Raw genomic sequence first — 15,045 nt, 5'->3', positions numbered from 1 at the left:
ATTAACCAGAGCCGCAGCGAACAATGCGACTCTGGCAAAATAGTTTATGCGGACTCTTTATCGCCCAACAGAACAGATTCCAAAGCAATTTCAATCATATCATTGAAAGTCGTCTGGCGTTCTTCTGCCGTAGTTTGCTCACCGGTACGGATATGGTCGGAAACGGTACAGATAGTCAGCGCTTTCGCACCAAACTCTGCCGCTACGCCGTAGATACCAGCAGCTTCCATTTCTACACCCAAGATGCCGTATTTTTCCATCACGTCGAACATTTGCGGATCTGGCGTATAGAACAAATCAGCGGAGAAAATGTTACCGACGCGAGTAGGAATACCTTTCGCTTTCGCGGCATCGGCTGCGTTACGCACCATATCAAAATCAGCAATAGCGGCATAATCGTGATCTTTGAAACGCATACGGTTCACTTTAGAATCGGTGCAAGCCCCCATACCAATCACTACATCACGCAGTTTTACGTCGTTACGTACCGCACCACAAGAACCTACGCGGATGATTTTCTTCACGCCAAAATCCGTGATCAATTCTTTGGCATAAATTGAGCAGGATGGGATCCCCATACCGTGGCCCATGACAGAGATTTTACGGCCTTTATAAGTCCCGGTGAAACCCAACATGCCACGCACGTTGTTGACTTCACGAACGTCTTGCAGGAATTTCTCTGCGATGAATTTTGCACGCAGCGGGTCGCCTGGCATCAGAACAACGTCAGCAAAATCACCCATTTCAGCATTGATATGTGGCGTAGCCATAATTATCTTCCTTATAAATCAAAAAATTAAAATAATAAATTACTGACCGGAGCGCGCGATGCGATCCGGTATGGGTAATCAAAGCATGGGTTTGCCGTAATCCATCGGTGACAAATCAAAGTATTGGGCCACGGTCTGACCGATATCGGCAAAGGTATCGCGGTGCCCCAGAGAACCCGGTTTTACTTTTGGGCCATAAACCAAAACCGGGATGTGCTCACGGGTATGGTCGCTGCCTGGCCAGGTTGGATCGCAACCGTGGTCGGCGGTAAAGATAATCATGTCGTCATCTTTCACCCGTGCCAGCAATTCTGGCAGGCGGCGGTCGAACAGTTCCAATGCAGCAGCATAACCCGCAACATCACGGCGATGTCCGTAGGAAGAATCAAAATCAACAAAATTGGTGAAGACGATGGTGTTATCACCGGCTTTTTCTATTTCTTGTAGCGTCGCATCAAACAGTGCATCAATGCCCGTAGCTTTGACTTTATGGGTGATACCGACGTTGGCGTAGATATCGGCGATCTTTCCGATAGAAACCACGTTGCCCTGCTTCTCTTCTACCAGTTTTTTCAGCACGGTCGGTGCCGGTGGCTCTACCGCCAAATCGTGGCGGTTGCCAGTGCGCTGGAAGTTGCCTGGCTTGTCACCGAGGAACGGACGAGCGATCACACGACCAATGTTGTAGCCGCCTTCAGTCAGTTCTTCACGCGCTATTTCACACAGTTCATACAAACGATCGAGGCCAAAGGTTTCTTCGTGGCAAGCAATCTGGAATACCGAGTCAGCGGAAGTATAGAAAATCGGCTTACCGGTTTTCATGTGCTCTTCGCCCAGTTGATCCAGAATCACGGTCCCGGAAGAGTGACAGTTGCCCAGATAACCCGGCAAATTGGCGCGTTTAACCAGTTTTTCCAGCAATTCTGGTGGAAAGCTGTTTTCCACGTCGCTGAAATAACCCCAATCAAACAACACAGGAACACCCGCGATTTCCCAGTGACCTGACGGCGTGTCTTTACCGGAAGAAAGCTCGCTAGCATAGCCGTAAGCACCGATGATCTCAGCATTTTTATCCAAACCAACCGGGAAAGTTCCGCAGGATTCTTCCGCTGCTTTACCCAATCCCAGACGGCTCAGGTTAGGCAACGTCAGGGGGCCTTTACGGCCGATATCAGCCTCACCACGGGCGCAGGTTTCAGCAATGTGGCCCAATGTATTGGCACCTTCATCACCAAACTTGTTCGCGTCAGCACTGGCACCGATACCGAATGAGTCTAATACCATAATAAATGTACGTTTCATCATGTTCTCCTGCGTGCATTCACGCTGTGGGTGCAGTACGACCACCTGCCGTACTGCGCCAAATTCGTAATGAATAAATGAAGCTTATTCGATAATCCGACGATAAACCACCGGGGTCTCTTCTGGCGCTTTATCACCCAGCGTCATTGCAGCGCGAACCGCATCGGCTGCCTGCTGCCAATCGTCTTCATTATTGGCATGGATCACAGCCAATGGCCGTTCTTGATCCATTTGATCACCCAGACGCGCCATATCGGTCAGGCCGACACTGTAGTCAATGGGATCGGTGGCACGACGACGACCACCGCCCAGCGCTACCACCGACATCCCTAGCGCTCGGGTATCCATCGCAGTGATAATGCCCGGAGCTTCGGCAAATACCGGCTTACTAAGCATGGCCACTGGCAGGTAACTGTCGTAGCGTTCAATGAAATCAGTCGGGCCTTTCTGTGCCGCAACCATACGACCCAATATTTCGGCCGCTTTGCCGTTATCCAGCACCGCCTGCAATTTGGTGCGCGCATCTGCATCGGAATCCGCCAATCCACCGGAAAGCAGCATTTCGACGCACAACGCCATCGTCACTTCCAGCAAACGTGGATTGCGATATTCGCCAGTCAGGAAACGTACAGCTTCACGCACTTCGACGCCATTACCGGCGCTGGAAGCCAATACCTGATTCATATCTGTCAGCAGCGCCGTCGTTTTGCAACCTGCGCCGTTGGCTACGCCAACAATCGCCTGTGCCAGATCGGCAGACAATTGATAGGTAGGCATAAAGGCACCAGAGCCGACTTTCACGTCCATCACCAACGCATCCAGACCTTCGGCCAGTTTCTTCGCCAGAATGGAGGCGGTAATCAGTGGGATGGAGTCCACGGTCGCCGTGATATCACGGGTGGCGTAGAAACGCTTATCTGCCGGTGCCAATGAACTGGTTTGGCCAATAATCGCCACACCAACGTCCTGAATAATCTGACGGAATGTATGATCATCTGGGAAAATATCAAACCCCGGAATGGCTTCCAGTTTATCCAGGGTGCCACCGGTATGACCAAGGCCACGACCTGAAATCATCGGCACATAACCGCCACAAGCAGCAACCATTGGCCCGAGCATCAGAGAAGTCACATCGCCGACACCACCGGTGGAATGCTTATCCACAATAGGGCCGTTCAGTTTGAGGCTTTTCCAATCCAGTACGGTGCCAGAATCGCGCATCGCCATGGTCAGTGCCACACGTTCAGGCATGCTCATATCATGGAAATAAATGGTCATCGCCAAAGCAGCGATTTGACCTTCGGAAACAACGTTATCGCGAATACCATTGATAAAGAAACGAATTTCCTCTTCGCTCAATGGATGACCGTCGCGCTTTTTACGGATAATTTCTTGTGCCAGAAACAAGGCATCCCCCTGTTTGACCTGAATAGGAAATTGAAAAGGTCATTTAACCCTTTCAGCAATAGCAATACGGCGGGCTTTTGCCCGTCGCCTGTCAATAATGGTTAATAACCGCTGGTTTTGGCGGTGCTTTGATGACCCAAGGTGGTCAATAAGCTGTCCAGCAAACTGGAGGCACCAAAGCGGAAGTGACGAGCATCAGCCCAACCCTCTCCCATGATGTCATCAGCCAGTTTCAGGAACGCCGCCGCATCTTGCGCAGTGCGCACACCGCCTGCAGGCTTAAAGCCAACCTGTTTGCCAACGCCCAAATCATGGATCGTACGAATCATAATGTCCGCACTTTCCAGCGTCGCGTTAACCGGCACTTTCCCAGTTGAGGTTTTGATAAAATCAGCACCGGCTTTAATCGCAATTTCCGATGCTTGACGGATCAAATGCGCTTGTTTCAGTTCACCAGTTTCAATGATCACTTTCAGCAAAACATTGGCTGCCGCACAAGCTTCTTTGCACACTGTTACCAGCTCAAAGCCCACTTTATCGTTACCGGCCATCAACGCACGATAAGGGAAGACCACGTCCACTTCATCTGCGCCGTAGGCGATTGCCGCACGAGTTTCCGCTAATGCGATCTCGATATTGTCATTGCCATGAGGGAAATTGGTCACCGTTGCAATGCGGATATCAGGCGTACCCTGCTCACGCAGCGCTTTGCGGGCTACCGGAATAAAACGAGGATAAATACAGACAGCCGCAGTGTTACCCGCCGGGCTTTTTGCCTGATGGCAAAGATCGATGACTTTCTGATCGGTATCATCTTCATTCAGGGTGGTTAAATCCATCAAACTGAGCGCACGCTTGGCGCTGGCGGTTAAATCGGTCATAAAACTCTCCAACTCTATTTCAGCTTCGGCACTGTGCCAAAACCGAGCATTTATTTATGAACTGACAGTGATTTCCGATGGAAATTCGAGGCCATGTCGTTCAACACGTTGGCGAGCGGACTTGGTTCCTTGAAGATAGCGCCTTTGGGATTGCTCCCGTAGCGGCAACTGAGATCCATCTCACCGCACATAGCTTTTCCGCAAGAAAAGCCAGCTATCTCTATTTGAACATGTAGCGCCCAAATGAGATGTGTTAGTGCTCACATTAATTAACAGTTATTTGTAACAGACTTGGATTATATGTGAATACAGTCACGAAATAACCTGATTTTATCGATGAGTGCAACCTATCTTTATCACTTGCATCAAGAATAGCCTATCCATCGAATGACGCGTGGTACCCGTGACTGATAGGTCCACAAAGAGTGAGGAACAGTATGGCGAGGAAGCGGGCTGGCGAGGTGAAAGAGACACCCCACCAGCTCGGAGATGACAAAATCGCCGGTATTACAGAGCCAGGAAGAAACCGGCGATAGTGGCACTCATCAGGTTAGACAAAGTACCCGCCGCGACAGCTTTCAAGCCGAAACGGGCGATATCATGGCGACGATTCGGTGCCATACTGCCCAAACCACCCAGTAAAATCGCGACGGATGATAGGTTGGCAAAACCGCACAGAGCGAAAGAAATAATCGCTTTGGTATGATCCGAAAGCACCGGCAGGCCAGCAGCGATAACCAGATCATCAGCCTGTAGATATTGGCCGAAGTTCATAAAGGCTACGAATTCGTTGACAATGACTTTCTGACCGATAAAGGAGCCGGCAACCATGGCTTCACTCCACGGCACACCAATCAGGAACGCAATCGGCGAGAAGACCCAGCCAAGAATCAATTCCAGCGACAGTTGCGGATAATCAAACCAACCACCAATGCCCCCCAACATTCCATTCAGTAAAGCAATCAATGCAATGAATGCCAATAACATTGCACCCACGTTCAGCGCCAATTGCATCCCCGCAGCCGCACCGGATGCCGCAGCATCAATAACGTTAGCCGGGCGATCAGCTTCAGGAATTAACTTGGTTGCATCTTCATGGTCATGGGTTTTCTCCGTTTCTGGCACCATCAATTTGGCAAACAGTAAACCACCCGGAGCAGCCATAAAGGACGCCGCAATCAGATATTCCAACGGCACGCCCATTTGCGCATAACCCGCCAACACCGAGCCAGCGACGGATGCCAAGCCACCGCACATGACAGCGAACAGTTCGGATTGAGTCATGGTGGAGATATAGGGACGAACAACCAATGGAGCTTCAGTCTGGCCGACAAAGATATTAGCCGTTGCTGACAGGGATTCGGTACGGGAAGTACCCAGCAGTTTTTGTAAACCGCCACCCAATACACGGATCACCAACTGCATGATGCCAAGGTAGTACAGCACCGCAATCAGAGATGAGAAGAAAACAATAACCGGCAGCACGCGCAGCGCAAACACGAAGCCACCGCCGCCAAAGACTTCAAACATTTTATCGGAAACCAGGCCACCGAAAATAAATGAAATGCCTTCATTACCATAAGCAATAACGTTCGCAACGCCTTCAGACATGCCACCCAAGATGCGGCGGCCAATTGGGACGTATAGCACTAACGCCCCAATACCGATTTGAAGAATAAAGGCACCGACAACGGTGCGGATATTAATTGCTCTAAAGTTGCTGGAGAGCAGAACGGCAATGAATATCAGTACCGCCATCCCGACCAAACTCATGATGGGTTGCATCCGATGATCCCTGTTTGTATGTATTAAAATTAAATATAACGTTATTTGATATGCGATCAGGTCACATACCTCGGTTTGAATGCGGGGGATTATAGCGTTATGGTTTAAATCGCATACAATCCTTGTCACAAATAAACACAAAAAGAAGCAATAAAAAAATTAATTTTGTGAGATTGTTCACATAATAATGATTTGAATTAGTAGTAATAGGACGTTGCCTCACTAAAACCAAGGCATTGCTAAATAATCAGGGCAAATAAAAGCCGCCAACGTAGTGATAGCCTGAAAGATTAAGACGATTAATTATGATGCAGGAGGGAGATTAAACAGGCACAAACTATTGGTATAAAGTTGCTTGGCGATTTCTTCGGCTGATTCTGTTCTCAATTCACATAGGATAGAAAAAATCTCCACCGCTCTTTCTGGTCGGTTTGGTTGCCCCTGAAAACCGGCCAAGGGCATATCTGGCGCATCGGTTTCCAGCACTAGAGCACTCAATGGTAACGCCGCCATCACGTTACGGGTTTTCTGCGCCCGTAGGTAACTGATGGTGCCACCGACGCCAATGTAATAACCCAGTTTGATAAACGCTTGCGCCTGTTCCAGGCTACCGGCAAAACCGTGTACCACGCCCGTTCGCGGTAACGCCGCTTTGCGTAAAGCAGCCGCTAACTGATCGTGAGTGCGTCGGGAATGTAAAATGACCGGTAAATCATGCTTTTTGGCTAATGTAAGTTGCGCCTGTAATAACGTCAACTGATGGGGAAACTGCGGGTTTTCCATATACAGATCCAACCCAATTTCGCCAACCGCCACTACTTTTTCCGATTTTTCTGCCAACAACGCATCCAATTGGATCAGATGCTGCTCCTGATGTTGTTCGATATAAAGCGGATGCAATCCCAACGCAGCGAAGAGTGGTGGATAAGTATTGATCAAGCTCAGTATGCGCTCAAAATATTGAGCACCGACCGCCGGAATAATCAACTGGCGTACATTCGCCTCTGCTGCAGACAACAAACTCGCTGCCTCTGCTCCGCTGAAAGGCGGGAAATCAAAATGGCAGTGCGTGTCGATAAAGCCACTGGTGTGAATTGCAGGCGCTGACATCAGGATTGCTCACCTTTCGACTTTTCCACCTTGCCTGATGCCGTCATCTGGGTGATGACCTTTGCCATTTTCTTCCTGATGTTTGACGGTAAAATCAATCCGCTGGGCATGGGGAGCTGTTTCGGCGGCAGTAGCTTGCCAGACTCGGTAAACAACGGTCCGGCGCTAATAGTGGGTAATGTCTCATCGCGAGCTTTCAGCCAGCGACGGGAGAAAGTGACGTCACTGATTTCATGTAATTGATTATCTTTCGGCAATAGCCAATGGCCTACTGCCGCCAGGAAATAACGGCCACAACGGCGTCCTAGATGATAATCCTGGTTAAGAGAAGCTATCCGACTGCCCAGCGCATTACTGGCCAGAGGCTTCGGTGGGAAAATTTCAAAGATACGTAATTTTCCCGGCGGCTTTTCAATGAATTTCTGAATGCGGTGATAGCTGTGCTCATGCTGCTGCATAATATGTACCATCTGTTGCAGACTGCTTTCACTCAGCCAATGTTCCATCCGCTTAATCCATTGCGGTGTGTAATACATTTGGGACGGTACGGTACGAATCACGACAATCGTATCTGCCCCACGGCGATGGGCTTCTTCCACCGGAATGGCATCGCTGATTCCACCATCCAAATAACTGATCCCGTCCAAATCGACGCCAGAACGATAGAATCCAGGAATAGCACTGGAAGCTTTGATGACCGGCAGCCAGTTTTCTTTAGTCGGTGCAATATAGGTTGGAGTGAAATCATCACTGCGACAAGCACACATTAAAAGCTCGCGACCATCAGACAGATATTTTTCCGCATGATCCAGCGCCAACGGCAGTTGTTCAGAGGTAATAGTGATCAGCCAATCAAGATCAATAAGATGACCACCACGCACAAAACGTAGCGGATTAAAGAAATTGGCGTTGGTGGTATAGCGCGTGATCACGCGGCGGGCATAGCCAGGTTGGCCACAGACAAAAGCTGACAAATTCTGCGCACCGGCAGAAGTTCCAATCATCAGATCAAATGGATTAAAGCGGGCGCGTTGAAACTCATCCAGCACTCCGGCGGTAAAAATCCCCCGTTGACCGCCCCCTTCGCATACCAGCGCCATTTTTCCGGGCTGATAGGGTTTATACGCTAACGGCTCAATATTGCCGAGAGTGATAGGTATTCTGTATCCCACCATCCATCCTCAATGAGTAGCAATAGGCTCCGAGGATACCCTTTCTTGCTCTCTTGCGTCACCATCTTGTCAACACTGAAGACATAATCAATCAAGTAGGCAGTCAGTCATATACCATCACCATCGCGATTAAACCCTCCAGTCCGTGCTCCGGTAAACCGGCTTGTCCATTGGCTAACACTAACCATAGTGATGTCACCCTCGATACCGGCAAAGGTTCAGAATGATCAAGCTATTTGACTAAAGCCGTTTACGTCCGGTAAACAAGCTGATCAGGAAAAGGATGATACCGACGATAAACACGACTTTGGCAGCCCAAGCAGCGGTACCCGCCAAACCACCAAAACCGAGCGCCGCCGCGACCAACGCGATGACCAAGAAAATAATGCCCCAACGAAGCATAAGCCTCTCCTCATATTCGTATTAAAAAAACGGCCTCACAAACGTGCTGGCCGTTGATGACCTATTGACCAAATCCCTTTGGTCACTGAAGTAACGGCTAGCAAGTCAATTTTCTAGTCTTAAATTCTCAAGTCAGACTGACGCACTCGCCAACGGCCAGAAGCAGTGTTAAGGCTTAATATTCAGATCGTTTTTTACACTTTTCACGCCGTCAATACTCTTGGCGATGCTTTCCGCTCGCTCAGACTGCGCTTTATTTTCTACACTACCCGTCAACAAAACCACGCCATCGGTAGTTTCCACGGTAATTTTTCGTGATGGTACGATGTCATCAGCCAGCAGCTTTGCTTTTAATTTACTGGTGGTTGCTGCATCACCGGCATATTCGCTAACCGACTGTGTTTTTTGATCTTTTACATGCAGTTTATCACTGACAGATTTTACGCCTTCCACTTTGCCAGCTATCGCAACCGCACTCTCGGCCACAGCCTGGCTGGATACAAAACCACTAAGAATGACGACACCGTTGTCAGTTTTCACTGAAATATCACCACTATTAATCTTTTTATTTTCAAGCAGCGCACTTTTAACTTTAGCCGTAGTTACGCTCTCATCCATATAGTTATCCACTTTTTTCATGGAGCTATCGATTTTCGCACCGGTGCTGTCAATTGTGCTGGATGCTTTATTAAGTAAAGTGTCTTCAGCCATTACGCTCCCGCCAATTAAAGCAGAACCTAAAACAACAGCCATCACTGAACGGGCAAAAGTAGTGTTTTTCATCGATTTTCCTTTTTGGTGTGAATCCAATCAGTGTCAGATTATTTAGCCACTGCGTTCGTGGCTCACTCAATGGATACTTCACAATAATGGTATCTTCAGTCATCATCCTCCGCCGGCCTGAGACTGATATGGTTAGGCTGGCTACAAAGGTAATGCCAGCCGACGATATGGTCAAAGCCGCTGATTCGGCGTGATGTTTTACGCCTGATGATGACTGAACACCTTAATTAATATAGACCATTAGAAAGGAAAAACAGTAGGAATACGCCTAAAGGGGTAACGATAAAGGATGAGTTAGAAATATCTTCGTTGGGAAAATAATAAATAAAATTAAATAATCGGGGTAATGAATACCCCGATGAGTCAGGCTGACAGCGGAAATTAATGCTCGCGGGTTTTACGGAAAGTCACTTCAGGATAACGTTCTTGAGTAATATTCAAATTCACCATGGTTGGTGCGATATAACTCAGATTATCGCCACCATCCAACGCCAGATTAAGTTCATTTTTACGTTTGAACTCTTCAAATTTCTTCACATCGCTGCATTCAACCCAACGAGCGGTAGAGACGTTAACCGACTCATACACCGCCTCGACGTTGTATTCGCTTTTCAAGCGTGAAGATACCACCTCGAACTGTAGTACCCCGACCGCACCCACGATCAAATCGTTATTGGAGATAGGACGGAATACCTGCACCGCACCTTCTTCCGAAAGCTGAACCAAACCTTTCAATAACTGTTTCTGTCTCAACGGGTCACGCAGACGGATACGACGGAACAATTCAGGTGCAAAGTTCGGAATACCGGTGAACTTCATATCTTCACCCTGAGTGAAGGTATCACCAATCTGGATCGTGCCGTGGTTATGCAAGCCAATGATATCGCCAGCATAAGCCTCTTCCACATGAGAACGGTCACCGGCCATAAAGGTCAACGCATCGGAAATCACCACGTCTTTTTTGGTCCGTACCTGACGCAGTTTCATGCCTTTTTCATAACGGCCAGAAACCACGCGCATAAATGCCACGCGGTCGCGGTGTTTCGGATCCATGTTGGCCTGAATTTTAAACACGAAGCCGGTAAATTTATCTTCCGCAGCCACGACTTCACGGGTATCGGTTTTACGCGGCATCGGTGCTGGAGCCCAAGCAACCAAGCCATCCAGCATGTGATCCACGCCGAAGTTACCCAATGCTGTACCGAAGAATACCGGTGTTAAGTCACCGGACAGAAAAGCCTCATGGTCGAACTCATGAGACGCGCCCTGCACCAGTTCCAGTTCCTGACGGAATTGTTTGGCCAGGTCTTCACCGACCGCCACATCCAGATCTGGATTATTCAAGCCCTTAACAATACGAACTTCCTGAATAGTATGGCCTTTGCCGGTCTGATACAGGTAAGTTTCATCTTTATAAAGGTGATAAACCCCTTTAAACGACTTACCACAGCCAATCGGCCAAGTGATAGGTGAGCAGGCAATTCTCAGCTCACGTTCTACTTCATCCAGCACTTCCATTGGATCGCGAACTTCACGATCCAGTTTGTTCATAAAGGTCAAAATCGGTGTATCGCGCAGACGGGTCACTTCCATCAGCTTACGCGTCCGGTCTTCGACCCCTTTCGCCGCATCGATCACCATCAGACAGCAGTCGACGGCGGTCAAAGTACGGTATGTATCTTCAGAGAAATCTTCATGTCCCGGAGTATCCAGCAGGTTTACCAGACATTCTTTATATGGGAATTGCATCACCGAGGTAGTAATGGAGATACCACGCTGTTTCTCCATTTCCATCCAGTCAGACTTGGCATGCTGGTTGGAACCACGGCCTTTTACCGTACCGGCGGTCTGAATAGCCTGTCCGAACAACAGCACTTTTTCAGTGATGGTAGTCTTACCGGCATCGGGGTGGGAAATAATGGCGAAAGTGCGTCTTTTCGCAACTTCTTGTGCGTATTCACTTGGAGACATAATTAGATATTTCTACTTTAGGCCGTCCTGATCTGGCATCACATCATGGTCATGCGTGATTCAGGAAAGCGAGAATCAGTGTTATAGCGCGATATTTTCCCTGATTTAACCGGGATAGACAATCGCTGAAGATAGCAACGACAGCGAAACCGGCTTTAAGCCAAAGGTAACGCCATCATGATGGCATCTTCGCGCCCATTCGCGCTGGGATAGTAGTTACGCCGCACCGACACTTCATTAAAGCCAAGGCTGTCATACAGCGCGATGGCGCGGGCGTTTGAGGCTCTGACTTCCAGCCAGAGAGTGACGACATCACGCGTCTCCAACTGTTCAATCAGGTGTTCTAGCAGCAAGCGACCATAACCCTGACGTTGATGCTGCGGAGCAATGGCGATATTAAACAACGTAGCTTCGTCTAATACAATTTGTGTAATAGCAAAGCCAGCCATTTGCTGATCGACCGTCAGCTTATAGTTGAGGTAACGTTCGCCCTGATTACTGGCCAGGGTCTTTTCCGTCCACGGAAAATCGTGGCTGGCTTGCTCAATCTGAAACGCGGTGGCCAGATCGACCGGTGTCAGGATAGAAATCTGCTTCATGGTGACAAATCTGCTGCCAAAGTGCGCGCTTTGCGCCCGCATCTTGATAAAGCTCGGCCAGCGCCGGGCTGTGTAATTGGGTACCGGCCAGCGCAAGTGGCTCGCTGATACCTAATCGCCAACTGTTACACTGCGTATCTTCCGGCAACATCGCCACCTGATCCGGCGTTAGGCTATATACCTGAGCCGTGCTCAGGCCAAGGCTGTGCAGAATATCACACAACAACGGATCGTCCTGAGCGGGGAGCGTTTGCGCCACAATAAGCAGGCGAATATCCTCGGGTAAACTTACTGCAATTTCGCCCTGCAATACGGCTGGACGGCGTAGCGTCCACTGCGTAATGCCAAGCTGTTGCAATAGCCAGTCTCGTCTTGATGCCATGCTATTTCCTGTCAAGATACCCGTGTTTCGGCGCTATGCTAGCAAACACATCGAATATGCGCCAACAAACCTCTATAATCCCCGATCATATTATTAAGGAGCCAACGACTGATGTCCGCATTAACCCCAGCCAGTGAAGTGATGCTGCGCCATAGTGATGAGTTTATTCAACGCCGCGTGATCTTTGCCGGCGACTTACAGGACGCGTTACCGGCGCAGTTTGAAGCCGCCGAGGTGCGTGTTCACACTAACCAATATCACCACTGGCAATTACTGAGCAATACGCTGGAAGACAATGTTCAATTCGGTCTGCTGGCTGATGCCGATTTTCTGGCGCAATGTGACACGCTGATTTACTACTGGCCAAAAAGCAAGCAGGAAGCTCAGTTCCAACTGGCTAATCTGTTATCTATTTTGCCTACCGGCACCGATATTTTCATTGTGGGTGAAAACCGCTGTGGCGTGCGTAGTGCAGAAGAAATGCTGGCCAAATTCGTGACATTGAACAAAATTGACAGTGCTCGTCGCTGCGGTTTATATCATGGACGTTTGGATAAACAGCCGGAATTCGATGCCGATGCTTGGTGGCACAGCTATCAAATCGGTGAGGTCACGGTGAAAACCTTGCCAGGTGTATTCAGCAAAGATGCTCTGGATTCAGGCAGCTACCTGTTATTGTCTACCTTCAATGAGCCGTTTAAAGGCCGGGTACTGGATGTCGGCTGCGGTGCAGGCGTTCTGGCCTCAGTGTTGGCCAAACAGTCACCGAAAATCAAGTGGACATTGAGCGATGTTAGCGCAGCGGCCATTGATGCTAGCCGTGCAACGCTGGCAGCCAATGATATTGAAGCCGAAGTCATCGCCAGCAACGTTTACTCTGATATTCAGGGCCGTTTCGATATGATCATTTCCAACCCGCCGTTCCACGACGGGCTACAAACCAGCTTCCACGCCGCAGAAATGTTAATTCGTGGCGCAACCGGCCATCTACATGTGGGGGGGAAGCTGCGTATTGTAGCCAACTCCTTCTTGCCGTACCCGGCGCTGCTGGATGCGGCTTTTGGCAGCCATGAAGTTCTGGCCCAGAATGGTCGTTTCAAGGTCTATCAGGCTACGGTTGGTCGCGCACCTCGGGCAAAAACCAAGCGTTAAATCTGGACGCTGAAATGTGTCTTGAAAACCGCGCAGTGAGATTCAATCTCACTGCGCGGAATCAAACGACTTAAACATGTTGATACCGCGATCGGCTTATGACCAAACGCTGTACGAGTCTATCGAATCTATCGAGGATGAATAGCAGCGCTTACCTTCAGGATTGTTATCACCACGCCCCACTCTTCTGTCAACCAATATGGCCGGAAAACCAAATATCTCAATGAATCCGCACAATCAAAGCGGATACGCTGTTTTTTACAGCAACCGTCCCGATAAAGGGAAATAAGTATTGACCTGCACAGGAAAATCTCTAGAATTCGCCTCCGTGGTTGCATCACAAAAGTGATGAACAGGTACGCGATGGTGGCGGAATTGGTAGACGCGCTAGCTTCAGGTGTTAGTGTTCTTACGGACGTGAGGGTTCAAGTCCCTCCCTTCGCACCAAACAATCACAAGATTTATGTTACACAGCACATGCGATGGTGGCGGAATTGGTAGACGCGCTAGCTTCAGGTGTTAGTGTTCTTACGGACGTGAGGGTTCAAGTCCCTCCCTTCGCACCAAGCTGGTGACATAAATCAAAGCAGTAAAATCAGATGTGCGATGGTGGCGGAATTGGTAGACGCGCTAGCTTCAGGTGTTAGTGTCCTTACGGACGTGAGGGTTCAAGTCCCTCCCTTCGCACCACACTGATGACTCTTTGAGTCGCCCTCGTTTTACCGCTTTTCAGTCTATCCCCAAATCGTTTCGTTTGTTTTTGATACTCCCCCGATATTCTCCGCTCAAACTTATTTTGTTCAAAAAATCATACCGCTCAATTAATATCCATATGCATCAAAATAGCCATAACGCCACCCGCCATTGCCAAACAGGCTGGAAGCAGCAAAAAGTGCCGCAAACGCCGATGGTACAACATAAGCAAAGTGACCAACATCGCCACTACAATGATGCCCCGCAGCTCAGTCATGCTAAAACTACTCCAGCCTAGCAAAGGTAAACATGCACTGAGTAGCAATGCCCCCCATCCACTGGCAATTCGACGCAGTAAGTAGTCATTCAGCCACCACGAACGACAGGCTGCCATTGTCGCTGCAAACATGATAACGCCCACACCAAGTGATAATGATAACCAATATCATATAGTATTCTATAGCCAAGTGCATCATTTTGCTTAGTCAGTCGACATCATGATGACATGCCGATCCAAAGATGGTAATTTTGTGTTTAAGAAAAATCTTAAAAAGATTTAAATAATAATAATTTCAAATTAAAACTATTTATCGTGTGTCCTAAAATTTGGGTCGCGAAGTTATTATCTGTTTATCT

14 protein-coding genes and 3 tRNA genes are annotated in these 15,045 nt (G+C 48.8%); 4 read left to right on the top strand and 13 right to left on the bottom strand.

The window, feature by feature from the left end; all coding sequences use genetic code 11:
• Positions 1–44 precede the first annotated feature (44 nt).
• The 12 genes from deoD to DJ39_RS05550 all read right to left on the bottom strand — a co-directional run bounded on the left by deoD (position 45) and on the right by DJ39_RS05550 (position 12,564).
• Entirely contained in the window at positions 45–770 is a 726-nt protein-coding gene (gene deoD, locus DJ39_RS05600; protein WP_004723185.1) for a purine-nucleoside phosphorylase, read from the bottom strand.
• A 78-nt stretch (positions 771–848) separates the two neighbouring features.
• Entirely contained in the window at positions 849–2,072 is a 1,224-nt protein-coding gene (gene deoB / locus DJ39_RS05595; RefSeq protein WP_038245376.1) for a phosphopentomutase, read from the bottom strand.
• A gap of 84 nt (positions 2,073–2,156) precedes the next feature.
• Entirely contained in the window at positions 2,157–3,479 is a 1,323-nt protein-coding gene (gene deoA / locus DJ39_RS05590; protein ID WP_004723189.1) for a thymidine phosphorylase, read from the bottom strand.
• A 101-nt stretch (positions 3,480–3,580) separates the two neighbouring features.
• Positions 3,581–4,360, bottom strand: coding sequence for a deoxyribose-phosphate aldolase (gene deoC / locus DJ39_RS05585; protein ID WP_004723191.1), 780 nt, complete (start codon positions 4,358–4,360; stop codon positions 3,581–3,583).
• Positions 4,361–4,867: 507 nt separating this feature from the next.
• The gene (locus DJ39_RS05580; RefSeq protein ID WP_170854664.1) at positions 4,868–6,133 is read right to left on the bottom strand and encodes a NupC/NupG family nucleoside CNT transporter; all 1,266 of its coding nucleotides are present in this window, start codon (positions 6,131–6,133) and stop codon (positions 4,868–4,870) included.
• A 315-nt stretch (positions 6,134–6,448) separates the two neighbouring features.
• A complete protein-coding gene (locus DJ39_RS05575) occupies positions 6,449–7,255 on the bottom strand; it encodes a TatD family hydrolase (RefSeq protein ID WP_038245372.1) in 807 nt (268 codons plus the stop codon).
• Positions 7,255–8,430, bottom strand: a complete 1,176-nt coding sequence (locus DJ39_RS05570) for a patatin-like phospholipase family protein (RefSeq protein WP_004723196.1) — start codon at positions 8,428–8,430, stop codon at positions 7,255–7,257. Before DJ39_RS05570 ends, DJ39_RS05575 begins: the two co-directional genes overlap by 1 nt.
• Before the next feature lie 237 nt (positions 8,431–8,667).
• Complete coding sequence (locus DJ39_RS17340; protein WP_004723199.1) at positions 8,668–8,829, bottom strand: DUF1328 domain-containing protein; 162 nt, start codon at positions 8,827–8,829, stop codon at positions 8,668–8,670.
• Positions 8,830–8,997: 168 nt separating this feature from the next.
• Entirely contained in the window at positions 8,998–9,612 is a 615-nt protein-coding gene (gene osmY, locus DJ39_RS05565) for a molecular chaperone OsmY (protein WP_004723200.1), read from the bottom strand.
• Positions 9,613–9,993: 381 nt separating this feature from the next.
• The gene (gene prfC, locus DJ39_RS05560; RefSeq protein ID WP_004723203.1) at positions 9,994–11,583 is read right to left on the bottom strand and encodes a peptide chain release factor 3; all 1,590 of its coding nucleotides are present in this window, start codon (positions 11,581–11,583) and stop codon (positions 9,994–9,996) included.
• Positions 11,584–11,738: 155 nt separating this feature from the next.
• The gene (gene rimI / locus DJ39_RS05555; RefSeq protein WP_038245366.1) at positions 11,739–12,182 is read right to left on the bottom strand and encodes a ribosomal protein S18-alanine N-acetyltransferase; all 444 of its coding nucleotides are present in this window, start codon (positions 12,180–12,182) and stop codon (positions 11,739–11,741) included.
• Positions 12,127–12,564: a DNA polymerase III subunit psi gene (locus DJ39_RS05550; RefSeq protein ID WP_004723205.1), complete on the bottom strand. Its 438-nt coding sequence runs from the start codon at positions 12,562–12,564 to the stop codon at positions 12,127–12,129. Before DJ39_RS05550 ends, rimI begins: the two co-directional genes overlap by 56 nt.
• 111 nt (positions 12,565–12,675) lie before the next feature.
• On the opposite strand from DJ39_RS05550, the gene rsmC reads away from it, so the two are divergent.
• From rsmC to DJ39_RS05530, 4 genes are all read left to right on the top strand, one after another.
• Entirely contained in the window at positions 12,676–13,716 is a 1,041-nt protein-coding gene (rsmC, locus tag DJ39_RS05545; protein WP_004723207.1) for a 16S rRNA (guanine(1207)-N(2))-methyltransferase RsmC, read from the top strand.
• A 360-nt stretch (positions 13,717–14,076) separates the two neighbouring features.
• A tRNA-Leu gene (locus DJ39_RS05540) sits at positions 14,077–14,163 on the top strand.
• A 32-nt stretch (positions 14,164–14,195) separates the two neighbouring features.
• Positions 14,196–14,282, top strand: a tRNA-Leu gene (locus tag DJ39_RS05535).
• Positions 14,283–14,319: 37 nt separating this feature from the next.
• A tRNA-Leu gene (locus DJ39_RS05530) sits at positions 14,320–14,406 on the top strand.
• A 127-nt stretch (positions 14,407–14,533) separates the two neighbouring features.
• On the opposite strand, the gene DJ39_RS05525 is transcribed toward DJ39_RS05530, so the two are convergent.
• Positions 14,534–14,818 carry a DUF1435 family protein gene (locus DJ39_RS05525; protein ID WP_038245363.1) on the bottom strand — a complete coding sequence of 95 codons (285 nt, stop codon included), beginning with the start codon at positions 14,816–14,818 and terminating at the stop codon, positions 14,534–14,536.
• Positions 14,819–15,045: the final 227 nt, after the last annotated feature.

The sequence above is a fragment of the Yersinia ruckeri ATCC 29473 genome, from assembly GCF_000754815.1.
Taxonomy (GTDB): Bacteria; Pseudomonadota; Gammaproteobacteria; order Enterobacterales; family Enterobacteriaceae; genus Yersinia; species Yersinia ruckeri.
Note: the sequence above shows the minus strand (reverse complement) of the source record. Positions and strands in the feature narration are given on the sequence as shown.

Excerpts from the sequence above, each read along its gene's own strand:
- deoD (WP_004723185.1), bottom strand. The coding sequence starts at position 770 with ATGGCTACGCCACATATCAATGCTGAAATGGGTGATTTTGCTGACGTT.
- deoB (WP_038245376.1), bottom strand. The coding sequence starts at position 2,072 with ATGAAACGTACATTTATTATGGTATTAGACTCATTCGGTATCGGTGCC.
- deoC (WP_004723191.1), bottom strand. The coding sequence starts at position 4,360 with ATGACCGATTTAACCGCCAGCGCCAAGCGTGCGCTCAGTTTGATGGAT.
- DJ39_RS05580 (WP_170854664.1), bottom strand. The coding sequence starts at position 6,133 with ATGAGTTTGGTCGGGATGGCGGTACTGATATTCATTGCCGTTCTGCTC.
- DJ39_RS05575 (WP_038245372.1), bottom strand. The coding sequence starts at position 7,255 with ATGTCAGCGCCTGCAATTCACACCAGTGGCTTTATCGACACGCACTGC.
- DJ39_RS05570 (WP_004723196.1), bottom strand. The coding sequence starts at position 8,430 with ATGGTGGGATACAGAATACCTATCACTCTCGGCAATATTGAGCCGTTA.
- DJ39_RS17340 (WP_004723199.1), bottom strand. The coding sequence starts at position 8,829 with ATGCTTCGTTGGGGCATTATTTTCTTGGTCATCGCGTTGGTCGCGGCG.
- osmY (WP_004723200.1), bottom strand. The coding sequence starts at position 9,612 with ATGAAAAACACTACTTTTGCCCGTTCAGTGATGGCTGTTGTTTTAGGT.
- prfC (WP_004723203.1), bottom strand. The coding sequence starts at position 11,583 with ATGTCTCCAAGTGAATACGCACAAGAAGTTGCGAAAAGACGCACTTTC.
- rimI (WP_038245366.1), bottom strand. The coding sequence starts at position 12,182 with ATGAAGCAGATTTCTATCCTGACACCGGTCGATCTGGCCACCGCGTTT.
- DJ39_RS05550 (WP_004723205.1), bottom strand. The coding sequence starts at position 12,564 with ATGGCATCAAGACGAGACTGGCTATTGCAACAGCTTGGCATTACGCAG.
- rsmC (WP_004723207.1), top strand. The coding sequence starts at position 12,676 with ATGTCCGCATTAACCCCAGCCAGTGAAGTGATGCTGCGCCATAGTGAT.
- DJ39_RS05525 (WP_038245363.1), bottom strand. The coding sequence starts at position 14,818 with ATGTTTGCAGCGACAATGGCAGCCTGTCGTTCGTGGTGGCTGAATGAC.